The sequence below is a fragment of the Pseudoduganella namucuonensis genome (assembly GCF_900116645.1).
In the GTDB taxonomy this organism is placed as follows: domain Bacteria; phylum Pseudomonadota; class Gammaproteobacteria; order Burkholderiales; family Burkholderiaceae_D; genus Rugamonas; species Rugamonas namucuonensis.
In genome coordinates, this window is record NZ_FPBO01000027.1 from 58,916 (window position 1) to 82,155 (window position 23,240).

Here is a 23,240-nt window from a genome sequence, read left to right on the forward strand (position 1 = left end):
GATGAGGGATGTCAAAGTATGGTCCGAACGATAGTACGGAGGCGCACGCATGGTCACTGTGCGCTAGCGTACACATCCAGGGTGCGGCGCAACAAAAAGCGAACCGAGCCCCATTTGGGGCCAGGCCCCAAATGGGGCTCAGTTCGCTTGCAGGGCCATGCCGCCGGCGAGGTCGTAGGCTTGGGCGTAGCCCAGGCGCCGCAGGCGGGCGGCGGCCTTGCCGCTGCGGGCGCCGCTGCGGCACAGGAACACCAGGGGCGCGCCGTCGCCGCCCAGCCAGCCGGGGATGTGCTCGTCCAACCGGCCCAGCGGCACGTTCAGCATGGCGCGGCCGGCCGGGCCGGCGCCCGCGCCGGCCATGTGCTCGTGGCTTTCCCGCACGTCGACCAGGACGGCGTCCGGGTGGTCGCGCAACATTTCTTGCAGCGCAGCATGGCTGAGGTGCATGTCCGCCGGCGCTTCGCCGGTTTCGTCGCCGTTATCGGCGTGCAACACATCCTCCGGCGGCGCCGGCGGCCGTTCGGACGCGCGCAGCGCCTCGCCGCAACGGGCGATGCGCTCGCAGGCGGCGGCAATGTCGGCCTCGGCCACCAGCGGGCCGAAGGACATGCGGATGGCGGACGCGCTGCGCCACAGCGGTACGCCCATGGCCTGCAGCACGTAGCTGGGCGCGGCCTTGGCGGAGGAACAGGCGCTGCCGGAACTGACGCGCACGCCGGCAGCGTCGAGCACGTCCATCAATTCGCGGCTGGACAGGCCGGGCACGGAAAAGTTCAAGGTGGTGGGCAGCGCGTGCTCGAACGGGGCGTTGAACACCACGCCGGGCCAGGCCTGGCGCAGGCTGGCCGCCAGGCGGTCGCGGAAGCCGCACAATTCCTCGTGCGCGTGGAACACGCCGCCCCGCTCCAGCGCGGCCAGCACGGCGTCCAGCGCGGCCACGCCGGCCATGTTCTCGGTGCCGGAGCGCAACGCGCCCTCCTGGCCGCCGCCCACGATCAGCGGCGTGAACGGGGCGCCGGCGCGCACGTACAGCATGCCGATTCCCTTGGGCGCGTACAGCTTGTGGCCGGAGAACGGCGCGTAGTCGATGCGGCTGCGCGCCAGGTTCAACTGGAACTTGCCCAGCGCCTGCACGCAATCGACCAGCCAGTAGGCGCGGCTGCCGCTGGCGTTCAGCACTTGCTCGATGCCGGCGATGTCGGACAGCACGCCGGTCTCGTTGTTGGCCGCCATGGTGCACAGCATGGCCGTTCGCGGCAGCAGCGCGGCCAGCCCGGCCAGGTCGTGGCGGCCGTCGCCGTCCACCGGCAGCGCGCTCAGCTCGAGATTCAGGCCGAGCAGCCGGTTCCAGTGCGCCAGGCTCTCCGGCACGGCCTTGTGCTCGGTGGCGCCGTAGACCAGCAGCGAACCGATGGCCTCGCCGGCGTCGCGCCGTTCGCGCAGCGCGCACAGGGCCGACAGCACGGATGTCTGTATGCCCTCGGTGGCGCCGCTGTTGAACATCAGCCTGCCCTCGCCCACGCCCAGCAGCCGCACGGCGCGGCGGCGCGCGCCGTCCAGCAGCGCGCGCGCCCGCAGGCCGCTGGAGTGGGTGCTGCTCGGGTTGCCGTAGCAATCGCGCATGGCGTGCACGGCGGCGGTGACGGCGGCGGGAAGGACGGGGCTGGTGGCGTTGCCGTCGAGGTAGATTTCGTTGTGCATGGCGTGATGTGCGGAAATGTTTCAGGTACCGGACAGCTTACGCAAGGGCGCGAAACCATACATTCCAAATCCGGCTGATAAAGCGCATAATTCAGCATACACATGCTATTTTTTTCCGATTTATAGAATGAACCAACTCGACCGCCACGACTACGCCATCCTGGGCGCGCTGCAGCTGGACGGCACGCTGTCCGTCGCCGAGCTGGCCGAGAAGGTGGGGCTGTCCAGCACGCCCTGCTGGAAAAGGCTGAAACGGCTGCAGGACGAGGGCTACATCGAAAAGCGCGTGGCCATCGTCAACCGGCGCAAGGCCGGGCTGCCGGTGACGGTGTTCGTCAGCGTGCGCACCAGCCAGCACGACGAGAAATGGCTGGCCCGCTTCGCCGCCGCCGTCGAGGCGCTGCCCGAGGTGCAGGAATTCCACCGCATGAGCGGCGACATCGACTACCTGCTGAAGGTGGTGACCACCGATATCGAGGGCTACGACCGCTTTTACAAAAAACTGATCAGGGCCACCCAGCTGTCCGGGGTATCATCGGCGTTCTCCATGGAACAGATTAAATACACCACCGCGCTGCCGCTGCACCTGGTCTCGCACGGAACACCCTGATGAACTTTCTGACCTCGCTACTCCCCGCCACCAGCCACACCTCCTTCCGCGAACGCGCGCGGGCCTGCTCGGGCGCCATCCTGGCGCTGCTGGCCACCGGCCTGCTGAGCCGCGCGATGCTGCCGGACCACCTGACTTTCGCCTTCCTGGCCGCGCCCATGGGCGCCTCCGCCGTGCTGCTGTTCTGCCTGCCCGCCAGCCCGCTGGCGCAGCCCTGGTCCGTCATCGGCGGCAACGTCGTGTCCGGCCTGGTCGGCGCGGCCTGCGCGCGCTGGCTGGGCGGCGGCGCGCCGGTGGCGGCGCTGGCCGTCTGCCTGGCCATCGCCGCCATGTTCGCGCTGCGCTGCCTGCATCCGCCCGGCGGCGCGGTGGCGCTGACGGCGGCCATGGGCGGGCCGGCGATCCTGGCGGCCGGCTTCGAGTTCCCGCTGGTGACGGTGCTGCTCAACTCCACGCTGATGGTGATCGGCGCCATGGCCTACAACAACCTGACCGGGCGCCGCTACCCGCACCAGCAGCAGGCGCCGCACCCGAATCCGCACGCCACGCAGGACCCGGTGCCGACCATGCGGCTGGGCTTCAAGCCCGAGGACCTGGACGCCGTCCTCAAGCAATACAACCAGGTGCTGGACGTGAGCCGCGACGACCTGGAGGAGATCTTCATCCAGACCGAGCTGCAGGCCTACAAGCGCCGCTTCGGCGTGATCCGCTGCGGCGACATCATGTCCAGGGACGTGGCGACGGCGCAATTCGGCACGCCGCTGGAAAGCGCGTGGCGCGAGATGCGTTCGCACCGCGTGGCGGCGCTGCCGGTGCTGAACCGCGCGCGCCGCGTGATCGGCCTGGTCACGCAGGGCGACTTCCTGGACCGCAGCGGCCTGGACGACTACGCCGGCATGCGCGCCCGCCTGCGCGGCTTCCTGCGCCGCAGCGGCGTGACGCACACGGAAAAGGCGGAGGTGGTGGGCCAGATCATGAAGGCCAAGCCGGTCACCGCCACCGTGGCCACGCCCATCGTGGAGCTGGTGGCGCTGATGGCCGACTCGGGCTACCACCACATCCCCGTGGTGGACGCGGAGGAGCGCTTCGCCGGCATCGTCACCCAGTCCGACCTGGTGGCGGCGCTGTACGAGAACCGGCTGGCCGAGGCGCCCGCCGCCTAAGGTTCGACTCGGCGCCTGCGGGAAAAGTGCCAGTCGACCACGAAGCGGATGGCGCACGCGAACAGCGTCATTTGAAGGTACAAGGACGCGGCGGCCCGCGGCGACGCGCTAAAGCTGGAAAACAATAAAGCCACAGCGCCGAAGATGAATCCAAATTGCGCCGTCCGGCGCGCCGGCGTGGCAAGGGCGATCCGGCCAGAGAAGTACCAGCCAAAACCGGAATAGAGCGCAGTGGCGATCGCGACCATGCACGCCAGGTTAATGACGCTCAATGGAATATGTTCCGATGGAAACCACATCGCACTCCCCGCCGCGATGAACGCAAGAAATGAAATCAGGCCCGCGACACCATAACGCCTGGGGACAGTGCCCGCTGGCGACGGCGCGGGCATTTCCGTTTCGCGTGCCCCGGCATCGGGTTCCGACAGATCGCGCACATGGATCTTGAAGGCCGCGGCGAGGGCCATTTTGGTCTCCCTCGACGCACTTCCATCCGCTTCGACCCGTTGAATCGTGCGAAGGCTCACGTCCGTGATTTCAGCCAATTGCTCCTGAGACCAGGCGCGGTCCGTGCGCATGCGCCTAACGGCTTTTGCATTTATCTTCATTTCGTCGTCCATTGTGAGCTCCAGTTTGTGAAGAACGGGACTGGAGGATGCACAGCTTACACCGAAAGCGCCACGACAGATTGCCGCCAACCGGGCGACACTTGCCCGCCAACCTACCGTTTACGGCGGTCTGCCCAGTGGATCGCGGCCCGGCAATGACGTAACATTGGCGTTCCCCTCATTTCAGGATCACGACGATGAAGCATCGCATCACCCTGGGCGTTTTGGCCACCGCCATCCTGCTGGCATGGGCGCCCGCCCGTGCCGCCGCCCCCTCGGCCACCCACGCCGCGGAAACAGCGCCCGCCACCAGCGCGGCCTACGCGAAAAAACAATTGCTGGCACTGGCCGACGAGTACTACGACGCCATCGCGCAGTACGAGCCGGTGGACGCCACGCAGAACGGCGACAACCGCTTCGACGACCGGATCGGCATGAGCATCGCGCCCGCCGTGCGCGCGAAGCAGTACGCCAAATACCACGCGTACAGCAAGCGCCTGAAGGCGATACCGCGCGCGCGGCTGAACCGCGGCGACCGCATCAACTACGACGTGCTGGCCTTCGAGCTGAAAACGCTGCTCTCCTTCGAGCGCTTCCCCGAGCACCTGCTGCCGCTGAACCAGATGGACAGCATGCCGGTGACCCTGGCGAACTTCGCCGGCGGCGAGGGCTCGCAGCCCATCGCCACCGTGAGGGAATACGAGGCCTACCTGAGCCGCCTGCGGCAACTGCCGGCGTGGATAGACCAGGCCATCGCCAATATGCGCGTCGGCATGCGGCAAAAGGTGGTGCTGCCGAAGGCGCTGGTGGTGTCGCTGCTGCCGCAATTGAAGAAGCTGGCCAGCGCCAGCGTCGAATCGAACATCTACTACACGCCCATCGCCAGACTGCCGGCTTCCTTCGCGGACGCCGACAAGCGGCGCCTGACGGCCGCCTACCGCGACACCATCGCCATCAAACTGAACCCCGCGCTGGAGCGCCTGGTGGCGTTCGTGGAGACGGACTACCTGCCGGCCGCGCGCGACAGCTCGGGCTGGAGCGCCCTGCCGCAAGGCGCGGAGTGGTACGCGGCGGCCGTCGCGGACTCCACCACCACCAGCCTGCGCCCGGAGGAGATCCACGCCATCGGCCTGAAGGAGGTGGCGCGCATCCAGCAGCAGTTCGCGCTGCTCGGCCCCAAGCTGGGCTACACGGGACCGGCGGCGGGCCTGCCGGTGTGGGTGTCCGAACAGCCCAAGTTCCACCCGTTCAAGACGGAGGACGAGGTGCAGGCGGTGTACCGCCAGCTGAACGACCTGCTGGACACCAAGCTGCCGGCCATGTTCACGCTGGTGCCCAAGGCGAAGCTGGACCTGCGCCTGGAGCCGGAGTTGAGCCGCGCGACGGCGGCCGACCACTACACGGCGCCGGCGGCGGACGGTTCGCGGCCTGGCGTGTTCTGGTCGGTGGTGAACGATCCGGCGAAGTACGGCAGCACGGGCATGAACACGCTGTTCCTGCACGAGGGCAAACCGGGCCACCACTTCCATATCGCGCTGACGCAGGAGATGGACCAGCCGAAGTTCCGCCGCTTCGGCGGCAACAACGCCTTCACCGAGGGCTGGGCGCTGTACGCGGAGACGCTGGGCAAGGAGATGGGCCTGTTCGAGGATCCGGCGCAGTACTTCGGCCACCTGAACGACGAGCTGCTGCGCGCCACGCGCCTGGTGGTGGACACCGGCCTGCACGCCAAGGGCTGGACGCGCGAACAAACCATCCGGTACATGCGCGACACGCTGGGCTACGACGCGGTGGCCAAGAGCGAGACGGAACGCTACATGGCGTGGCCGGGCCAGGCGCTGGGTTACAAGATCGGATCGCTGAAGATCGTGGAACTGCGCCAGCGCGCGCAGCTGGCGCTGGGCGACAAGTTCAGCCTGCCCAAGTTCCACGAGGTGGTGCTGGGCGACGGCACCGTGCCGCTCAGCCTGCTGGAAGCCAAGGTCGACGCCTGGATCGCTGCATCAAAATAAACCACGGAAGGATCTTGGCGGAATAGCCGGGGGCGCCGAGCCGGGGGCGCCGAGTCCCGCTATTCCGCCATGTCCATAAGCGCTACCAGCGCACGCGGCCGGTCAACATATCGCGGTACATGGCCCAATCGCCGATGAAACTATAAAGGGGATATTTGAACGTGGCGGGCCGGTTATGCTCGAAGAAGTAATGGCCTATCCAGGCGAAGCCATAACCGGCCAGCGGCATAAACCACAGCAGGCCGTAAGCGCCGCGCGCGATGGCTGTAATCAGCAATAACAGGACGATGGTGGAGCCGACGAAATGCAGGCGGCGACAGGTGGAATTGGCATGTTCGCGCAGGTAAAACGGATAGAACTCCTTGAAACTCCGGAATCGTCCCGCTGCATCCATGTCAATTCTCCTCGACGCGGCTCACATAATTCAAATCCGTTTCATCGCCCCACACGAAGACTTTCGGCTCGCGCAATACCTGGACCAGGAATTGCTGCTGCTCGCGCAAGCGGCGGCGGAAGTCGGGCAATGAATACAGGTTGGGATTGATCTTGCGGCGCAAAATACGTTCGGCCACCGGCAAGCGGGACAACAATTCGCCATAGCTGGTGTTATCGCCGATCAGCAGCAATTCGATTTTATCCTCGCTGGCTTCCTGTTCCTTGGCGGTGGCGCCATAAACAAAGGCCACGTTAAGTACATCGCCCAAAGGCGACAGCGCGGAATTCAACACGCTGACCAGGCCGAAGGTTTTGCGCACCAGGCTGGATAATTCGGCGTACACCAGGCTGTCCTTGTTTGGCCGGAAGCGGCGCACATTGCCGATCCGCTCGGAAACAATCAAGCCCGAATCATGCAGCCGGCGCAATTCGCGCTGGGCCGACGCGCTGCCCAAACCCGTGAGGCGCATGATCTCGTTCAAGTGGAAGCCGTCATTGACGCGGACGAACATCAAGCCCAAGAGCTTCTGCTGGGCGGGGGTGAAGAGGGCTTGGGCGATCATGAGCCAAATCTTAGCACGTAACCGCCAGATTCTGGCACAAGGAAAGCGAGCTCCCACTCTACCACGCGCGTCCCGCCGAGGCCGCCATAGGGGGACGGCGGCGCGGCGCCGCGACGGCATCGCCGGCGTGATGTATTTCCTGCGCGACATGCCGACGGGGCAACGGCGCCGCGCCCCGCGCGCCGTTCGCTCCCGGCGCGGACGCGCGGCACAAAGTCCTCGTATTTCCAGGGACGCGTGCTATATTGAAGGTGCGTGGTGTTGGTGCGCCGGAGTGTAAAAGCGAGACCGGACAGACATTGCGCAAATGGCCGCTCCTCGGAGCGGCCATTTCTTTTTGGCGGGTATATTGACGGGTATATCGATGAGTATATTGGCCGAACCGGATTAAATCATCCGCGAGCGCCCTTGCCAATGCGGCGCGCGCAGCGCCGTCTTCATAATCTTGTCGCTGGCGTTGCGCGGCAACGCGTCGTGGAATTCAATACGGCGCGGCCGCTTGAATCGCGCCAGATGTTCCGCGCAAAACTCTTCAATCTCCCCGGCGGTGGCAGTCATGCCGGCATGCAGCGCCAGCGCGGCGCACACCGTCTCGCCATATCGCTCGTCGGGAATACCGAACACCGCCACCTCCCGCACCGCCGGATGCGTGGCGATCAGCGTCTCGATTTCCTTGGGATAAATATTCTCGCCGCCGCTGTTGATCACATCCTTGATACGGTCCACCAGGGTAAAGAAACCCTGCTCTTCGACGCGGGCCAAATCGCCGGAATAAATCCAGCCGCCGCGGATGGTTTCGGCCGTGGCGGCGTCGTTGCGCCAATAAGCCATCATGCCCATGCGCGATTGCTCGACCACGACTTCCCCTATTTCGCCGACCGGCACTTCCGCGCCATCCTGGCCGATAATGCGGCAAGCCGTCAGCAACGCCTCGCGCCCGGTGGTCTGTGAATGGCGTACGTGATCTTCCGCGCGCAAAATACCCACCATGCCGCATTCGGTCGAACCATAAATCTGATTAAAGCGCACGCCGCCGAATACCCGCAGCGCCTTGTCGAGCACTTGCGGGGCGATCGGCATCGAGCCGTAAAAGATTTTGTTCAGGCTGGAAAGATCGTAGGACGGCACGTCCGGATGGTGGGCCAGCAAGCCCACCGTGGTCGGCACCAGGATCGCCAGCGTGACGCGGTGGCGCTGGATCAGCGCGAAGATCGTGGCGGGATCGAACCTGCCGCGGTGCACGATGCCGGTCGCGCCCATGAACAGGGCCTGGTTCAGCGCCATGTTCATGCCGGCGGTGTGGAACAGCGGCACCGCGATCAGGTAGACGTCCTCGTGCACCAGGCGCGTTTCGATCGCGGTGGCGGCGAACATGCGGAAGAACTTGGCGTGCGAGAACAACACGCCCTTGGGGCGGCCTGTCGTGCCGCTGGTATACAGCACCATGGCGGCGCTGTCGGGATCGACCGCGACCTCCGGCGCCGTGGCGGGCCGGTCCGCCATCAACGCTGCCAGGCTGTCGTCCCCGCCCGGGGCGAGCAGCACCAGGGCCGGCGGCCGGGCCAGCGCGGCGATGGCTTCGCGCGCCGCCGCCTCGAACTCCGGCTCCAGGAACAGCATGGCCGGTTCGGCGTCGGACAAGACCTGGCCGATTTCGGCCGCGCCGAAGCGGAAATTGAGCGGTACGATCATGGCGCCGCACTTGGCGACCGCCTGCAGCACCACCGCGTACTCGAGCCGGTTGTGCGACAGGATGGCGACACGCTCGCCCGCGCCGATGCCGGCCACCAGCAGCGCGTGCGCCAACTGGTTCGAGCGCGCGTCGAGCTGCGCGTAGGTGACGCTTTCCTCGCCCATCACGAGCGCGGGTTTGTGCGGATAGCGCTGCGCGTTCAGGCGCGACAAGTCTCCGATGACCAACATGGCGTTTCCTGCTTTCTGTTTGATTGTTGCAGTACGCTCCAGGCCGCTTGGCCGGGGAGCGCGTCCGTTTTCCTTATGCTGGATTAGACCCCGGGGACGCCGCCGCGCGCAGTCCTGTCTACAGAGGACAATTGTCATGCTTAGGGAGGACACCGCCGGGCGCGCCGGCGTATTACCTTCTTGGCATGAACAGCGACCATCAACTCCTACTTCAATTCCTGGCCGGGGACGGCGCGCCGATGCCGGTCCATTCCAATCCCCTCGCCGTCGACCTCGGCGCCACGCTGCTCGAGGCCGACGCGCGCACCGGGTCCTTGACGCTCGGCTTCGAACCTGGAGAACGTTTCCTGCAAGGCAACGGCGTGATCCAGGGCGGCATCGTCGCCACCATGCTGGACTTCGCCATCGCCTTCGCGGCGCTGGCGCGGCTGCCGGAAACCCGCTCGGCGGTCACGGTGTCGCTCAATGTCCATCTGGTCAAGCCGGCGCCGGCGGGGCGCTACGTGGCGCGCGGCACGGTCCAGCGCATGGGCGGCAAGCTGGCCTTCATGCAGGCGGAATTGCGGCGCGCGGACCAGGCCGACGTTGTCGCGAGCGCAACGGCGGTCATGGCGGTGCTGACCGTTTGACCAGGCCGTGCGAACGCCGCGCGGAGGGCGGCGTTCGACATCAGTGCGGCATGCGGAACACGTCTTCCACGCTGAATGGACGCGCCGGCATGTGCGGATAGTCATTCGCGGTCGCGGCGGGCGGGTGCCCCTCGGGCGCGGCGCCCTCGAAGGCGGTGATCGTTCCCAGCGCCGCCAGGCCGGCAACCAGCGCCAGCAGCCGCCTCCATCCACCCGATTTTTTGTACGGTTTCATTCAGAGCCTCCTTGTGCTTACGCGTTGAACACCTCGTCCGAGTGGACGCCGACATCGATACCCTGTACGACCCGCCGCGCCAGGTGGCCACATTCCGGCAGCATGGCCTCGCGGAAGAAAGCCGCCGCGGCCCGGGTCCTGGCCGGATGCGGCGCTTGATCGGCAGCCGCCTCCAGCCTGCCCCAGGCGGCGCCGGCGGCGAGCAATCCCGTCAGCCGCAGATAGTCGATGGCGGCCGCGCCCGCGCCGGAGCGCGACATCAGCGCGGCGCTGGCGTCTTCCCAATGGCGCTTCGCGTCGCCCAGCGCCCCGCGCGCCACCGGCGGCGCGGCCTCCATCGCGTCCTCCACCTCGCGCGCGAACGCCTCCCTCGGTGCGCCGCCGGCCATGCGCAGCAGGCGGTCGGCCAGCGTGATGGCCTGGATGCCGTTGGCGCCCTCGTAGATCTGGGTGATGCGCGCGTCGCGCAGTATCTGTTCGACGCGATACTCCGTCAGGTAGCCGTAGCCGCCGTGGATCTGGATCGCCAGTTGCGCCGCCTCCACCGCGCTGTCGGACGCGAAGGCCTTGCAGACCGGCGTGAGGAAATCGACCAGCGGCTGGTTGGCGCCCAGCTCGTGCTCGACGTCGACCCGGTAGACCAGCGCGCGGCAGCCCTCCACCAGCGCCATCTGCGTCAACAGCATGCGCCGCACGTCTGCGTGGCGGTGCAGCGGCACGGGGCCGGCGCCGTCGCCGCCCTTGCCCTGGCGGCGCCCGGCGGCGTAGATGCGCGAGCGCTGCGCCGCCACCTCGGCCAGCGCCACGCCCTGCACGCCCACCTCGATGCGCGCCGCGTTCATCATCTCGAACATGCGCGCCAGGCCTTCGCCCTCGCCGCCCAGCATCCGCGCCTCGGCGTCGTCGAAGGCCAGCTGGCAGGTGGGCGAGCCGTGCAGGCCCATTTTTTCCTCCAGCCGCAGGCAGGCGATGGCGTTGCGCCGGCCGTCGGGCAGCACCGCCGGCGCCAGGAACAGGCTCAGGCCCTTCACGCCCGCCGCCGCGCCGGGCGTGCGCGCGAGCACCAGGTGGACGATGTTGTCCGTCAGGTTCTGGTCGCCGCCGGAGATGAAGATCTTGTCGCCGCTGAGCAGGTAGCCGCCGTCCGCTTGCGGACGGGCGATGGTGCGGGTCTGGCCCAGGTCGGAGCCGGCCTGCGGCTCGGTCAGGCACATGGTCGACAGCCACTCCCCGGAGACCAGGCGCGGCAGGTAGGCGGCGCGCTGCTCCGGCGTGCCGGACGAGGTGATGACGCGGATGGCCCCCGCCGTCAGGCCGATCAGCAGTTGAAAGGACAGGCTGGCGCCGGCCAGCATTTCGGACACGGCGCTGGCCAGCACGTGCGGCAGGTGCTGGCCGCCGTGTTCCTCGGCGCCGGCCAGGGTCGGCCAGCCGGCGTCGCGATAGGCCCGGTAGGCGGCGACGATGTGCGGCGGCAGCTTGACCCGGCCCTCCTCCAGAACGAGCGGGGCGCGCTCGGTGAGCCCGTCGAGCGGGTCGATCTCGGCGGCGGTGAAGCGCGCCGCCTCGGTGAGCACCTGGTTCGCGATGTCCTCGTCCCAGCCGGGCAGGCGGGCGCACTGGGCGCCGTGGCGCAGCGTGAAAAGGATGGAGGCGAGCTGAGACTGATAATCCATACATGCTTTCAATAAGGGTTGCTATACCGGTCAGGCTTCGAGCCGCAACAATCCGGCACGCGGCGCGCCGGATTGCTCGTGCTCGTGTTCGTGTTCGTGTTCGTGTTCGTGTTCGCTCAGCCTGAAGGCGCCGACCAGCCGCGTCAGCTCCAGCGCCTGCTCGCGCAGGCTGCACGCCGAGGCGGTGGCCTGGCCGACCAGCGCGCCGTTTTGCCGCGTCACGCTGTCCATCTGGCCGACGGCGTCGTTGACCTGCGCGATGCCGGTGTGCTGCGCGCGGCTCGCCTCGGCGATCGCGCCGACGATTTCCGTGACGCGCCGCACGCTGTCGACGATGTCGGTCATGGTCGCGCCGGCCTGGTCCGCGAGCTTGCTGCCGGCGGCGACCTTCTCCACCGAGTCGTATATGAGTTCCTTCACTTCCTTGGCCGCGCCGGCCGAGCGCTGGGCCAGGTTGCGCACCTCGGAGGCCACCACCGCGAAGCCCCGTCCCTGCTCCCCGGCGCGCGCCGCCTCCACCGCCGCGTTGAGCGCGAGGATATTGGTCTGGAAGGCGATGCCGTCGATGACGGCGATGATGTCGACGATTTTCCTGGCCGAGGCGTGGATGTCCTCCATCGTGCCGGTTACCCGGGCGACCACCGCGCCGCCCTGGGTGGCGACCGCCGACGCGGTGGTCGCCAGCTGGCTGGCCTGGTGGGCGTGGTCGGCGTTCTGCCTGACCGTCGCGGTCAGCGTCTCCAGCGACGACACCGTCCGCGCCAGCGAGCCGGCCTGCTGCTCTGTGCGGGACGACAGGTCCACATTCCCCGACGCGATCTCGCCGGTCGCCGCGCCGATCACCCGCGCGCTGGCGTGCACCTGGCCCAGCATGTGCTCCAGCTTGTCGCGCATCCTGCGCATGGCGTGCAGCACGCTGGACTGGTCGCCCGGCGCCAGTTCGATATGCATGTCGAACCGGCCGTCGGCGATGCGGTCGGCGATGTCGACGGCGTAATCGGGTTCCCCTCCCAGTTTGCCCGTGAGGTCGCGCGTGAGCAGCCAGGCGATCAGCAGGCCCAGGGCCACGGCCGCCGCGCCGATGGCCAGCATCAGCGTGCGTCCCCGGTCGGCGGAGGCGCGCGCGTCGGCCGCCGCCCGGGCGTTGTTGCTCTCCTCCAGCGCGATCAATTCCCCCAGCGCCGCGGTCCACTGCGCCTGCACCGGCGCCATTTGCTGGAACACGTTGAAGATCAGGCTTTCCTGGCCGGCGAAGGCCAGTTCGATCGCCTTCTCGACATGCGGCTTGGCGGCCTCGCCGCTCGCGTTGATCTTGCGCAGCAGTTCCAGCTCCCTCGCGGACTTGCCCGGCTGGGCGGCGAACAGCGCGGCCAGCCGCTTGCCGGCGTCGGCGTACAAGGCCTCCTGCTGGCCGATGCGCTCGCGCTGGTCCTGCATGTCCGAGGCGAAGGCGCCCACCAGCGAGATATTGCGCAACGCGATCATGCGTTCGTACACCGTGTCGCGCATGTGCATGGCCAGCTTGCTCTTCAGGTTATTGGTGCCGGTGATTTCATCGATGCGGGCCTGCATCTCGCGCATGTGGCTCACGCCCACCACGGTCACGACGAAGAGCAGCGCCGAGACGGCGCCGAAACCCAGGCGCAACCGGGCCCCCACTGTCAGCTTGGGCAGTTTCATGTCGATGTCTCCTTCGTTGCACGCGTCGCCGGTGGGCCGGTCTTCTGCGTTTTTTAGAAACTGGCCAGCCCCGCGTCGACCAGGAAATCAGTGCCCGTCACATAGGAGGCGTCGTCGGAAGCCAGGAACAGCACCGCCGCCGCCACCTCCTCCGGCCGCCCCATGCGCTTCATGGGACTGTGCTCGCCCATTTGTTCCAGCATGGCCGGCACCGCCTCCGCCGCCAGTCCAATGGTGCGCGCGGTGATCGGCGTCTCGATCGGACCCGGGCTGACGACGTTCACGCGTATGCCCAGGCCAACCAGTTCCGCCGCCAGCGTGCGGCCCAGCGAGCGCACGCCCGCCTTGCTGGCCGCGTAGAGCGAGGTGGTGGGCAGGCCTTTGAGCCAGCCTATCGACGAGGTGAGGAGAATGGAACCGCCCTTGCCCATCATGGGCAGCGCCTTCTGCACGGTGAAGAAGACGCCTTTCAGGTTGACGTCCATCACCTGGTCCCACAGCCGCTCGGTGATCTCGGCGGCCGGCACGAAAGCGCCGATGCCGGCGTTGACGAACAACACGTCGATGCGGCCGTGGCGTTCGCGCACCGCCGCCATCAATTCGTCGATCTGCCCCAGGTCGGCGCTGTCCGACGCCAGCGCGAACGCGCCATGGCCGATTTCCTCGGCGGCGGCGCGCAGGGACTCGGGATTGCGGCCGGTGATGACGACGCGCCCGCCTTCCCGCGCGAACGCCTTGGCCGAGGCCAGGCCGATGCCGCTGTTGCCGCCGATGACCAGCACCACCTTGCCGTCGAAACGCATGTTCATGTTGCGCCCCTCCCTACAAAATCGACATGCGTTCGATGGTCACGGTCTTGATCCGCCCGCTCTGGCGGAAGGGATCGCCGGCGACGAAGGCCTCGGCTTCGGCGCGGGTGTCGAAATCGGCCACGATCAGGCGCCCCTTCGGCTGGCTGGCCGCTTCGTCGAACAGGGGACCGCCCATCCGGACCCGCGGCCCGAGCGCGTTGATATAGCTGATGTGCCGCGCCAGTTCGGCCTCGCCGACGGCGACGGCTTGATCGTCCAGTTGATAAATCATGTAAGCCATTGCTTGCTCCCTTTTGGCCCCGCGTTTGGTTTGAGCCTTAATGTACGCCGGGGCCGCGGCGTTGGATGTCGTACCAAAACCCGACAGGAGGGGCAGGCGGCGCTCCGGGCAACGCGCCGCGGGCGCCGGATTTGGCCCGGCGCCTGACATGGGTGCATCGTAGGGGATGAAGAGAGACTACTCGGCGCCGGCCAGCTCCGCCGCCAGGTCGGCCTTGCCGTCGCCCGGGGAACGCTGGCGCAGCACGGTGGCGAACAGTTCGCGGCGCGAGCTGACGCCCAGCTTTTCGTAGGCGCGCGTGCGGTAGGTGATGACGGTGGTGGGACGGATGTGCAGGTCCTCGGCGATGCGCTCCGTCGTCACGCCGTCCAGGATGCGCAGCAGCACTTCGCGCTCGCGCATCGTCAGGCTGGGACACAGCTCGTGGATGCCGTCCGTGACCAGGTTGCGGTAGATGGTTTCGCCGTCGACGTCCGAGGCGTAGTGCTGCGCCGCGCAGCTGGCGAACAGCGGCGCCAGGTCGAGGAAGCTCTGCACCTCCGAGGACGTGAAGCAGCCGGCGCTGCGGTCGCGGTACAGATTGGTCGACACCCATTGGCCCTTGCCGACCTGCACCAGCGCCGCAAGGCGGTCGATGATGCCGATGTGGTCGTAGCAGGCGACGCGGTAGTCGATGTCGCTGACGTCCTGCCCGCTCTGCCGGTGCACCAACATGCGCGCCTCGCCGGACGAGGGCGGCATGGTGCGGATCAACGGCAGGATGCCGTCCTTGCGGAAGAAGTCGCGGATGTACAGCGTGGCGGTGTTGAAGGTCACCCAGTGGTTGCTCAGGCTGGCTCCTGACAGCAGGCGCGGATTGCGGTCGGCGTCGTAGGCGAACATGGTGCAATGGTGCACGGGCATGAAGCTCTTCGTGATCTCGAGGATCTCGGTGGCGAGCGCCGCGCGGTCCTTGTTGCCGATTTCCCGCACCAGGCGGGCGATCTGTCCGGCGGCGACGGGTAACTTCGACTGGCTTGAGTTGACCATCCAATGCATTGCTGTCTCCTGATTTGTAGTAGTGCACAGCCTTATGACGCTGTGTCGTCTTCGCTTCACTCCCCGTCCCTGCTGTTTGTAATTCCCTGTTGCCGTAATCGAGAATAGGACGGTTAAGGTATAAAAACAAGAGCTATAATTTCTATATCCTCCATAAATTTTTTCGATATGTTCAACGTCACGATACCCTCGCTGGACCAGCTGAAAATCATGGTCGCCGTGGTCGACACGGGCAGCTTTTCGGCCGCCGCGAAAATGCTGCACCGCTCGCAGCCGGTGGTCAGCTACGCCATCGCCAACCTCGAGGCGCAGCTCGGCATCACGCTGTTCGAACGCAAGGGCCAGCGGCCCGTGCTGACCGAGGCGGGGAAGACCGTGCTGGCCTACGCGCGCCGCATCAGCCTGGTGACCGACGAGATGCGGGCCGGCGTCTCCGGCCTGATCCAGGGTGTCGAGAGCGAGGTGTCGATCGCGGTCGACGTGTTGTTTTCGACCGACATCCTGGCGGCGGCGCTCAAGGCCTTCGCCGACCAGTACCCGAGCGTGGTGCTGAAGCTGCGCATGGACGCGCTGGGCGGCGTGGCGCAACTGGTGCTGGACGGCGTGTGCAGCATGGGCATCAGTTGCCTGGTGCGCGACTGGCCCGACCAGATCGAGGCGGAGGACTTCGGCGTGCTGCGCATCGTGCCGGTGGCCGCGCCCGGCCACCCGCTGTCCGCCCACAAGGGGCCGATCCCGGTGTCCATCCTGCGCGAGCACGTGCAGCTCGCGCTGAGCGACCGGACCCGCCTGACCGAACACCACGACCTGGCCATCAGTGGCATCCGTTCCTGGCGGATCAGCGACCTGGGCGCCAAGCACGCCTTGCTGCGCGCCGGCATAGGCTGGGGCCATATGCCCGAACACATGGTGCGCGACGATCTCGCGTCCGGCCGCCTGGTGAAGCTGTCGCTCAACGCGCGCAAGGGCGGCAGCCAGCCGTATACGATGATCCACCGGGTCGACGCACCGCCCGGACCGGCCGGCCGCTGGCTGTTCGAGAAGCTGGTCAGCATTTCAAACTGAGCCCGCGCCGGGCCGGCTTCACGCCGCCCACGGCGCCGCTTCCGCCGGCAGCTTGCGCCCGCGCAGCAGGTCCGCCGCCACCTCGGCCAGCATGATGGTGGCGGCGTTGGTGTTCGCGCCCGGCACGGTGGGCATGACCGAGGCGTCGACCACGCGCAGGCCGTCGATGCCGATCACGCGCAGCTGCGGGTCCACCACCGCGTCCGGACCGACACCCATGCTGCAGGTGCCGACCGGATGCTGGCACACCACCGCGTTCTTGCGGATGTAGTCATCCAGCTCGGCGTCGCTTTGTGCCTCCTCGCCCGGCTGGAGCTCGTGCCCGGTGAGCGCGGCCTGGTCGCCGCTGCGGTAGACGCGGCGCGCCTCGCGGATGCCGTTGCGCAGCGTCTCGAAATCGCGCTGGTCCGAGAACAGGTTCATGTGGATCCCCGGCAGCGTGCGCGGATCGGCCGACTTCAGGCTGATATGGCCACGGCTGTAGGGGTGCAGTATCACCACGCCCAGCGAGAACACGTGGCCCTGGCGCCGCGTCAGTCCCGGGAACCAGGGCTTGGCGTCGAAGCGGATCGGGTTGCCCATCAGCTGGATGTCGGGCTGCTTCAGCTCCGGCCTGGTGCGGATGATCATGTTGCAGCTGTTGATCTGCGTCGCCATCGGGCCGCGCCCGAACACGGCCCAGTTCATGGCGTGGCGCGCCAGTCTGTCCATGCGCAGCTGCTTGAGGAAGGTCACCGGGCGGGTCGCCGCGAACTCCATCATCACCGTCGGATGCTCGGACAGGTTGCGGCCCACGCCGGGCAGGTCGGCCTGCACCTGGATGCCGTGGCTTTGCAGCTCCCGGGCCGGGCCGACGCCGGACAGCATCAGCAGGTGCGGCGAGTTGAAGGCGCCGGCCGACAGGATCACCTCGCGCGCCGCGCGCGTGGTGCGCAGCACGCCCTCGTGCTCGTATTTGACGCCGGCCGCCCTGCCCCGCTCGATCACCACCTTGTGCGTCAGCGCGCGCAGGCGTACCGTGAGGTTGGGCCGGCCCAGCGCGGGCCGCAGGTAGGCCGCCGAGGTGCTGGCGCGGCGGCCGCGCCGGTCTATCGTGGTCTCGCCCTTGGAGAAGCCCTCGGGCCGCGCGCCGTTGATGTCGGCGCTGAGCTGGTGGCCGGTGGCGGCGCCGGCCGACATCAGCTGCTCGTGCAGCAGCAGCGTGGTGTCGATGGATTGCACCGGCAGCGGCCCGCTGTCGCCGTGGAAGTCCGACGCGCCGCGCCAGCTGCGCTCCATGCGCTTGAAATAGGGCAGCACGTCGGCGTAGCTCCAGCCCGCGCAGCCGAGGTCGCGCCAGCCGTCGAAGTCGAGCGGATGGCCGCGCATGTAGAACATGCCGTTGATCGACGAGGAACCGCCCAGCACCTTGCCGCGCGGGAGCCACAGCGGACGGTTCCCCAGATGCGGTTCCGGCTCGCTGAAATAGCCCCAGCCGAAACGCGGGTCTATCATCGCCTTGAGGAAGGCCACCGGCATTTTCAGGTAGGGATGCTTGTCCGGGCCGCCGGCCTCCAGCAGCAGCACGCGGCAGGCCGGGTCCTCGCTCAGGCGCGCGGCCAGCACGCAGCCGGCGGAACCGCCGCCCACCACGATGTAGTCGAAATCGTCGTCGTCGCGCTTCATGATGACCTCACAGGCCGATGGCCACGGTTTTCAGTTCGGTGTAGGCCAGCACGCCCTCGCGCCCGTTCTCGCGGCCCGTGCCGGATTGCTTGTAGCCGCCGAAGGGCAGCGAGAACTGCATCGGCGGCGCGCCGTTGATCTCGATCAGGCCGGCCTTGATGCGGCGCGCCATTCTGTGCGCGGTGGACAGGCTGCCGGTCCACACGCTGGCCGCCAGGCCATACACGCTGTCGTTGGCCAGCCGCGCCACGGCGTCCAGGTCCTCGTCGTCGAAGGGCATGGCCGCCACCACCGGGCCGAAGATCTCCTCCTTCACCACGCGCATGCCGGCGTTGACGCCGGTGAGGATGGTCGGCTGCACGAAGTAACCGGCGCCGCCCACGCGCTCGCCGCCGGCCGCCACGTGCGCGCCCTCCTCGCGCCCCGCGTGCACATAGCCCATCACGCGGTCGAGCTGGGCCTGCGAGACGACCGGTCCCAGCACGGTGTCGAAGTCCAGGCCGGAGCCTATCTTCAGGTGGCTGGCGATGCCCTGCATGCCCTCCACAACCTGGTCGTAGACCTTGCGGTGGATGAACAGGCGCGAGCGCGCCACGCACACCTGGCCGGTGTTGAAGAACACGCCCATGGCGGCGTGCTCGATCGCCTTCGGCAGGTCGGCGTCGGCGAAGATGATGTTGGGCGACTTGCCGCCCAGTTCCAGCGTCACGCGCTTCATGGTGCGGGCGGCGGCGGCCATGATGTGCATGCCGGTGCCGGTCGAGCCGGTGAAGGAGATCTTGTTCACGTCCGGATGCTCCACCAGCGCCTGCCCGGCGTCCTTGCCGAAGCCGGTGACGATGTTGATCACGCCCTCGGGGAAGCCGGCCTCCAGCACCATCTCGGCCAGCTTGATGGCGGTGAGCGGGGTCTGCTCGGCGGGCTTGAGCACCACCGTGCAGCCGGCCGCCAGCGCCGGCGCGATCTTGCCGACGGCCATGGCGAACGGGAAGTTCCAGGCGGTGATCAGGCCGCACACGCCGACCGGCTCGCGCAGCGTGTAGGCGTGCCACTCGCCGGGCGCGGAAATGACGGGCGGGGTTTCGCCACCCAGCTTGGTGGCCCAGCCGGCGTTGTAGCGCAGGCACTCGGCGGCCATGGCCACCTCGCCGTGCAGCGCCACCATATAGGGCTTGCCGTTGTTGAGCGTTTCCAGCAGGGCGATGTCCTCGGCGTGCGACTCGATCACCTCGGCCAGTTTCCACATCAGCTTGGCGCGCTCGGAGGGCGTCATGCGCGACCAGGGGCCGCTGTCGAGGGCGCGGCGCGCGGCCTTGACGGCGCGGTCGACATCCTCTGCGCCGCCCGCCGCGGAGCGGGCGAAGGCCAGGCCGACGGCGGGGTCGTAGACGTCGAAGGTCTGGCCGGAGGCGGCGGCCACCAGCTGGCCGTCGATCAGCATCGGCTGCGGGTGCTCGGCGTAATGGGCTTTCAATGCCGCGGCCTTGCCGGCGAGGGGGGAGGTGGCGCTCATGGTCGGTTCCGTTTCAATGTGCGTTGTTCGAGATTCATGTCGGCATCCTGTCGATGGTGGAAGTCGCGTGCTGGACGCGCGCGGCGGGGCCGGCCTGCTTGCCCGCGCCGGCCGGCTGGGGCGATGGCTTGAGCAGGAACACCGCCAGCGCCGGCAGCAGGATCAGCGCGCCCAGCATGTTGGCCAGGAAGCAGAACGCCAGCAGGATGCCCATGTCGGCCTGGAACTTGATCGGCGAGAAGGCCCAGATGACGACGCCCACGGCCAGCGTCACGCCGGTCAGCAGCACCACCTTGCCGGTGAAGTGCAGCGCCTCGGCATAGGCCTTGGACAGCGATTCGCCTGCCCGCAGGTGGGTCAGCACGATGCTCAGCACATACAGCGCGTAGTCGACGCCGATGCCGACGCCGAGCGCGATCACCGGCAAGGTGGCGACCTTGACGCCGATGCCCAGCCAGACCATCAGCGCCTCGGCCAGCACGGAGGTCAGCACCAGCGGCAGCACCGCGCAGATCACCGCGCGCCAGGAGCGGAAGGTGACGAGGCACAGCAGGCACACCGCGCCATAGACCCAGTACAGCATGTCGCGGTTGGCCTGCTTGACCACCTCGTTGGTGGCGGTCTCGATGCCGGCGTTGCCGGCGGCCAGCAGGAACTTGCCGTCCGGGCCGTCGTGCCGGGCGGCGTAGTCGGCCACCACTTTCGAGACGCGCTCCAGCGTCTCGGCCTTGTGGTCGGACAGGAAGATGCGGAGCATGGACAGGCTGCAAGGCTGGTTGAGCAGGGTGCGCGGCGCGTTCTTGACGAAGCCGTTCAGCAGCTCCTGGCTGGGCACCAGCGCGAACCACTTCGGATTGCCTTCGGTGAACTGGCCGGTGATGCCCTTGTTGAAGGAGGCGAAGGAGTCGGTCGCCACCACGCCGGGCTGCTGGCGCAGTTCCCATTCCAGCGTGTCGATCTTCTGCAGCAGGTCGTAGTTCATGCATTGCGCCGGCGGCGAGGCCACCATGACGATGAAGACGTCGCTGCTGTTGGCGTAATGCGCGTTGATGTAGGCGCTGTCGCGGTTGTAGCGCGAATCGGTGCGCAGCTCCGGCGCGCCGGGATCGAGGTCGCCCGTCTTCAGGTCCAGGCTCACGCGCCAGCCGCCCACGCCCATCAGCAACGCCACGGCGATGGCCAGGGCGGCCGCGCGCGGCGTGGTGAAGCGGTCCAGGAAGCGCCACAGCGCGTGCCGGTTGGCGGCGGCCAGCGCAGCGTCCTCCTCGCGCAGCGTGCGCAGCGCGGCCGCCTGGTTCACGCCCGTGTAGCTGAGCAGGATGGGCAGCAGGATCAAATTGGTGAACACCAGGAAGGCGACGCCGATGCTGGCCGTCAGCGCGAGCTGCTGGATCACCGAGATCTTGATCAGCATCAGCACCGCGAAGCCGATCGCGTCGCACAGCAGCGCGGCGAAACCGGCCATGAACAGGCGGCGGAAGGTGTAGCGGGCCGCCACCAGCCGGGGGAAGCCGCGGCCGATGTCCTGCATCACGCCGTTCATCTTCTGCGCGCCGTGGCTCATGCCGATGGCGAACACCAGGAAGGGCACCAGGATGGTGTAGGGATCGAGCTCGTAGCCGAGCAGCGGCAGCACGCCGAGCAGCCAGAGCACCGCGATGACGGAGCAGAACATGACGATGGCGGTGCTGCGCGCGCAGCGCGTGTACCAGTAGACGATGGCCGTGGCCAGCGCCATGGACAGCATGAAAAAGCCCGCCACCTGGCCCAGGCCGTCGATCAGGTCGCCCACCACCTGGGCGAAGCCGACCACGTGGATGCGGATGTCGCCGCCCTCGTATTTGGCGCGTATCTTTTCGATCTTTCCGGCCAGTTCCGCGTAGTCCAGCGCCTTGCCGGTCTCGGTGTCGAAGTCGAGCAGCGGCACGTACAGCATGCTGGACTTGAAGTCGGGCGCGACGATGCGGCCGATCTCGCCGGAGCGCTCGATGTTCAGGCGCAGCCTGGCCAGGCTGTCGGGCGATCCGTCGTAGGTCTCGTCGATGACCTGGCCGGCGTCGATGCCCACCTCGGTGATGCCGATCCAGCGCATGGTCGGGGTCCACAGCGACAGCATGAAGGGCCGGTCCACGCCGGCGACCAGGTAGACCTCGTCGTTGATCTTTTGCAGCGTCTGCAGGTAGGCCGGATCGAGGATGCTCCCGCCCTTGCGCTCGACGACGATGCGCAGCACATTGCCCTGGCCCGCCAGGTCGGCCTGGTTGTCCTTGAAGTTCTGGATGTAGGCGTGCTCCTTGGGGATCATGCGGTCGAAACTGGCGTTCAGGCGGATGGCCGGAATTTGCCAGGCCAGGCCCGCCGTCACCAGCACGCAAAACAGGATCACCAGCGCGCGGTGGTTGAACAGCAGCCGTTCCAGCCAGTTGCCGGAGCGCGGATCGAAATCGCGCGCGTCCATCGCCTCCCGGTCCATCTTGATATCACCGGCCATTGCCGCCTCCATTGCCCCGCGCCGCCGGCGCGAGCTTGTCCTTGTTAATCTTCGCCATGCCGCCCAGGCTGGCGACCAGCAGGTCGCCGTTCGCGCTTTCGGCCATGGCCGTCAGCGGCGCGCCCCATTCGAAATCGAGGCGCGCGAAGCGCTTGCCGCCGTCGTCGCTGACGAACACGCGGCCGGCCTGGTTGCACAGGGCGACGCGGCCATCGCGCAGCCGCAGCGCGCAGTTGAAGGTGGCCTTGCTGTCGCCGACGTCGGCCGCTTGCCAGCTGGCGCCGCCGTCGTTGCTGAGATAGGCGTTGCCCTTCAGGCCGTAGACCAGCATGGATTCCGGTCCAGTCGCCGCCCCCGTCGCCGGCGCCAGCGCGATCGCTCCGAACAGGCTGCCCTTGTACGGGAAGGCCACGGCGGACAGCGGCGCGCCGGCCGCCGCCGATTTCAGCAGCAGGCCCTGCTCGCCCACGGCCATCAGGCCGTCGCCCGCCACCGCCAGGCCGTAGAGGTGGAAGCCGCCGCTGTTGGGAAACTGGGCGGCGATATTGCGCCAGGTGGCGCCGCCGTCCTTCGATTCGATGGCCAGGTTGTAGGCGCCGACGGCGACGATGTGCCGCTCGCTGGAGACCAGCAGTTCCAGCAGCGGACGGTCCGGCGCCTCGCCGACGCCTGCCGCTGCACCGTCGGCCAGCGGCAGGCTTGCCGCGGCCAGGCCGTCCATCTGCTTGACCCAGGTTTCGCCGCCGTCGTCCGTGCGCAACACCACGCCGACGTGGCCGACCGCCCAACCCGTCTTCTGGCTGGCGAAGCGCACCACGGTCAGCGTCACGTCGACCGGCACCGAGCGGGCGTTGCGCCAGGTGGCGCCGTTGTCATCGGACAGGGCGACCACGCCATGCTCGCCGACCGCGACCAGTCGTCCGCCGGCGCGCGCCACCGACAGCAGGCTGGCCCGCTCCGGCAGCGCCGCCGGGCGCGCGGCCCGCGCCAGCACGACGGCGGGACCGGAGGGAGCGGTTGGGCTGGCGCCACCACCAGGCGCGGCGTTGGCCGCGATGGCCGCCCCCGGCAGGGCCGGGAACAGTCCGGCGCACGCTGCCAGGCAGGCCCCGGCCAGGGAGGAACGCATGGGAATCCTATC

20 protein-coding genes are annotated in these 23,240 nt (G+C 67.8%); 5 read left to right on the plus strand and 15 right to left on the minus strand.

Features of this window, described 5'->3' with window-relative positions; all coding sequences use genetic code 11:
* Nucleotides 1-138: 138 nt before the first annotated feature.
* Nucleotides 139-1,701, minus strand: a complete 1,563-nt coding sequence (locus tag BM436_RS24255; protein ID WP_093558113.1) for an aminotransferase class V-fold PLP-dependent enzyme — start codon at nt 1,699-1,701, stop codon at nt 139-141.
* Between the two features lie 127 nt (nt 1,702-1,828).
* Here BM436_RS24255 and BM436_RS24260 point away from each other — a divergent pair, with 127 nt between their 5' ends.
* Both BM436_RS24260 and BM436_RS24265 read left to right on the plus strand, forming a co-directional pair.
* Nucleotides 1,829-2,311: an Lrp/AsnC family transcriptional regulator gene (locus BM436_RS24260; protein ID WP_093558114.1), complete on the plus strand. Its 483-nt coding sequence runs from the start codon at nt 1,829-1,831 to the stop codon at nt 2,309-2,311.
* Nucleotides 2,311-3,474, plus strand: a complete 1,164-nt coding sequence (locus tag BM436_RS24265; protein ID WP_093558115.1) for an HPP family protein — start codon at nt 2,311-2,313, stop codon at nt 3,472-3,474. Before BM436_RS24260 ends, BM436_RS24265 begins: the two co-directional genes overlap by 1 nt.
* On the opposite strand, the gene BM436_RS24270 is transcribed toward BM436_RS24265, so the two are convergent.
* Nucleotides 3,471-4,094: a helix-turn-helix domain-containing protein gene (locus BM436_RS24270; protein ID WP_093558116.1), complete on the minus strand. Its 624-nt coding sequence runs from the start codon at nt 4,092-4,094 to the stop codon at nt 3,471-3,473. The genes BM436_RS24265 and BM436_RS24270 overlap by 4 nt on opposite strands.
* 185 nt (nt 4,095-4,279) lie before the next feature.
* Between BM436_RS24270 and BM436_RS24275 the strand changes: the two genes are divergently transcribed.
* A complete protein-coding gene (locus BM436_RS24275; protein ID WP_093558117.1) occupies nt 4,280-6,094 on the plus strand; it encodes a DUF885 domain-containing protein in 1,815 nt (604 codons plus the stop codon).
* Nucleotides 6,095-6,176: 82 nt separating this feature from the next.
* Here the strand turns inward: BM436_RS24275 and BM436_RS24280 are convergent, their stop codons facing one another.
* The 3 genes from BM436_RS24280 to BM436_RS24290 all read right to left on the minus strand — a co-directional run bounded on the left by BM436_RS24280 (nt 6,177) and on the right by BM436_RS24290 (nt 9,015).
* Nucleotides 6,177-6,488: an Mpo1-like protein gene (locus tag BM436_RS24280; RefSeq protein ID WP_093558118.1), complete on the minus strand. Its 312-nt coding sequence runs from the start codon at nt 6,486-6,488 to the stop codon at nt 6,177-6,179.
* A 1-nt stretch (nt 6,489) separates the two neighbouring features.
* On the minus strand, nt 6,490-7,092 hold the full coding sequence (locus BM436_RS24285) for a helix-turn-helix domain-containing protein (protein ID WP_093558119.1): 603 nt from the start codon (nt 7,090-7,092) through the stop codon (nt 6,490-6,492).
* Between the two features lie 387 nt (nt 7,093-7,479).
* The gene (locus BM436_RS24290) at nt 7,480-9,015 is read right to left on the minus strand and encodes a class I adenylate-forming enzyme family protein (protein ID WP_177307462.1); all 1,536 of its coding nucleotides are present in this window, start codon (nt 9,013-9,015) and stop codon (nt 7,480-7,482) included.
* A 185-nt stretch (nt 9,016-9,200) separates the two neighbouring features.
* Here BM436_RS24290 and BM436_RS24295 point away from each other — a divergent pair, with 185 nt between their 5' ends.
* Nucleotides 9,201-9,644 carry a PaaI family thioesterase gene (locus tag BM436_RS24295; protein ID WP_093558121.1) on the plus strand — a complete coding sequence of 148 codons (444 nt, stop codon included), beginning with the start codon at nt 9,201-9,203 and terminating at the stop codon, nt 9,642-9,644.
* Between the two features lie 40 nt (nt 9,645-9,684).
* On the opposite strand, the gene BM436_RS24300 is transcribed toward BM436_RS24295, so the two are convergent.
* From BM436_RS24300 to BM436_RS24325, 6 genes are all read right to left on the minus strand, one after another.
* Nucleotides 9,685-9,879 (minus strand): hypothetical protein, encoded by a 195-nt coding sequence (locus BM436_RS24300; RefSeq protein ID WP_093558122.1) that lies wholly within the window; start codon nt 9,877-9,879, stop codon nt 9,685-9,687.
* Between the two features lie 17 nt (nt 9,880-9,896).
* Entirely contained in the window at nt 9,897-11,555 is a 1,659-nt protein-coding gene (locus BM436_RS24305) for an acyl-CoA dehydrogenase family protein (RefSeq protein ID WP_093558123.1), read from the minus strand.
* A 30-nt stretch (nt 11,556-11,585) separates the two neighbouring features.
* Nucleotides 11,586-13,235: a methyl-accepting chemotaxis protein gene (locus BM436_RS38545; RefSeq protein ID WP_093558124.1), complete on the minus strand. Its 1,650-nt coding sequence runs from the start codon at nt 13,233-13,235 to the stop codon at nt 11,586-11,588.
* Between the two features lie 53 nt (nt 13,236-13,288).
* Nucleotides 13,289-14,044 carry an SDR family oxidoreductase gene (locus BM436_RS24315; RefSeq protein WP_229490662.1) on the minus strand — a complete coding sequence of 252 codons (756 nt, stop codon included), beginning with the start codon at nt 14,042-14,044 and terminating at the stop codon, nt 13,289-13,291.
* 13 nt (nt 14,045-14,057) lie between these two features.
* A complete protein-coding gene (locus tag BM436_RS37220; RefSeq protein WP_177307464.1) occupies nt 14,058-14,327 on the minus strand; it encodes a YciI family protein in 270 nt (89 codons plus the stop codon).
* 177 nt (nt 14,328-14,504) lie between these two features.
* Nucleotides 14,505-15,365, minus strand: a complete 861-nt coding sequence (locus BM436_RS24325) for a helix-turn-helix domain-containing protein (protein ID WP_093558126.1) — start codon at nt 15,363-15,365, stop codon at nt 14,505-14,507.
* Nucleotides 15,366-15,533: 168 nt separating this feature from the next.
* Between BM436_RS24325 and BM436_RS24330 the strand changes: the two genes are divergently transcribed.
* Nucleotides 15,534-16,430, plus strand: a complete 897-nt coding sequence (locus tag BM436_RS24330; protein WP_093558127.1) for a LysR family transcriptional regulator — start codon at nt 15,534-15,536, stop codon at nt 16,428-16,430.
* 18 nt (nt 16,431-16,448) lie between these two features.
* On the opposite strand, the gene BM436_RS24335 is transcribed toward BM436_RS24330, so the two are convergent.
* Genes BM436_RS24335 through BM436_RS24350 form a run of 4 tightly spaced genes read right to left on the minus strand, consistent with a single transcriptional unit; the run spans nt 16,449 to nt 23,228 of the window.
* Nucleotides 16,449-18,095 carry a GMC family oxidoreductase gene (locus BM436_RS24335; protein ID WP_093558128.1) on the minus strand — a complete coding sequence of 549 codons (1,647 nt, stop codon included), beginning with the start codon at nt 18,093-18,095 and terminating at the stop codon, nt 16,449-16,451.
* A gap of 7 nt (nt 18,096-18,102) precedes the next feature.
* Nucleotides 18,103-19,608, minus strand: coding sequence for an aldehyde dehydrogenase family protein (locus tag BM436_RS24340; protein WP_093558129.1), 1,506 nt, complete (start codon nt 19,606-19,608; stop codon nt 18,103-18,105).
* 34 nt (nt 19,609-19,642) lie between these two features.
* Complete coding sequence (locus BM436_RS24345; RefSeq protein ID WP_093558130.1) at nt 19,643-22,099, minus strand: efflux RND transporter permease subunit; 2,457 nt, start codon at nt 22,097-22,099, stop codon at nt 19,643-19,645.
* Nucleotides 22,089-23,228: a WD40/YVTN/BNR-like repeat-containing protein gene (locus BM436_RS24350; protein WP_093558131.1), complete on the minus strand. Its 1,140-nt coding sequence runs from the start codon at nt 23,226-23,228 to the stop codon at nt 22,089-22,091. The genes BM436_RS24345 and BM436_RS24350 overlap by 11 nt, the downstream gene beginning before the upstream one ends.
* Between the last annotated feature and the right edge of the window lie 12 nt (nt 23,229-23,240).

What these genes read in the sequence shown, in the direction of transcription:
- BM436_RS24255 (WP_093558113.1), bottom strand. Translation starts at nt 1,701, where the DNA reads ATGCACAACGAAATCTACCTCGACGGCAACGCCACCAGCCCCGTCCTT.
- BM436_RS24260 (WP_093558114.1), top strand. Translation starts at nt 1,829, where the DNA reads ATGAACCAACTCGACCGCCACGACTACGCCATCCTGGGCGCGCTGCAG.
- BM436_RS24265 (WP_093558115.1), top strand. Translation starts at nt 2,311, where the DNA reads ATGAACTTTCTGACCTCGCTACTCCCCGCCACCAGCCACACCTCCTTC.
- BM436_RS24270 (WP_093558116.1), bottom strand. Translation starts at nt 4,094, where the DNA reads ATGGACGACGAAATGAAGATAAATGCAAAAGCCGTTAGGCGCATGCGC.
- BM436_RS24275 (WP_093558117.1), top strand. Translation starts at nt 4,280, where the DNA reads ATGAAGCATCGCATCACCCTGGGCGTTTTGGCCACCGCCATCCTGCTG.
- BM436_RS24280 (WP_093558118.1), bottom strand. Translation starts at nt 6,488, where the DNA reads ATGGATGCAGCGGGACGATTCCGGAGTTTCAAGGAGTTCTATCCGTTT.
- BM436_RS24285 (WP_093558119.1), bottom strand. Translation starts at nt 7,092, where the DNA reads ATGATCGCCCAAGCCCTCTTCACCCCCGCCCAGCAGAAGCTCTTGGGC.
- BM436_RS24290 (WP_177307462.1), bottom strand. Translation starts at nt 9,015, where the DNA reads ATGTTGGTCATCGGAGACTTGTCGCGCCTGAACGCGCAGCGCTATCCG.
- BM436_RS24295 (WP_093558121.1), top strand. Translation starts at nt 9,201, where the DNA reads ATGAACAGCGACCATCAACTCCTACTTCAATTCCTGGCCGGGGACGGC.
- BM436_RS24300 (WP_093558122.1), bottom strand. Translation starts at nt 9,879, where the DNA reads ATGAAACCGTACAAAAAATCGGGTGGATGGAGGCGGCTGCTGGCGCTG.
- BM436_RS24305 (WP_093558123.1), bottom strand. Translation starts at nt 11,555, where the DNA reads ATGGATTATCAGTCTCAGCTCGCCTCCATCCTTTTCACGCTGCGCCAC.
- BM436_RS38545 (WP_093558124.1), bottom strand. Translation starts at nt 13,235, where the DNA reads ATGAAACTGCCCAAGCTGACAGTGGGGGCCCGGTTGCGCCTGGGTTTC.
- BM436_RS24315 (WP_229490662.1), bottom strand. Translation starts at nt 14,044, where the DNA reads ATGAACATGCGTTTCGACGGCAAGGTGGTGCTGGTCATCGGCGGCAAC.
- BM436_RS37220 (WP_177307464.1), bottom strand. Translation starts at nt 14,327, where the DNA reads ATGGCTTACATGATTTATCAACTGGACGATCAAGCCGTCGCCGTCGGC.
- BM436_RS24325 (WP_093558126.1), bottom strand. Translation starts at nt 15,365, where the DNA reads ATGCATTGGATGGTCAACTCAAGCCAGTCGAAGTTACCCGTCGCCGCC.
- BM436_RS24330 (WP_093558127.1), top strand. Translation starts at nt 15,534, where the DNA reads ATGTTCAACGTCACGATACCCTCGCTGGACCAGCTGAAAATCATGGTC.
- BM436_RS24335 (WP_093558128.1), bottom strand. Translation starts at nt 18,095, where the DNA reads ATGAAGCGCGACGACGACGATTTCGACTACATCGTGGTGGGCGGCGGT.
- BM436_RS24340 (WP_093558129.1), bottom strand. Translation starts at nt 19,608, where the DNA reads ATGAGCGCCACCTCCCCCCTCGCCGGCAAGGCCGCGGCATTGAAAGCC.
- BM436_RS24345 (WP_093558130.1), bottom strand. Translation starts at nt 22,099, where the DNA reads ATGGCCGGTGATATCAAGATGGACCGGGAGGCGATGGACGCGCGCGAT.
- BM436_RS24350 (WP_093558131.1), bottom strand. Translation starts at nt 23,228, where the DNA reads ATGCGTTCCTCCCTGGCCGGGGCCTGCCTGGCAGCGTGCGCCGGACTG.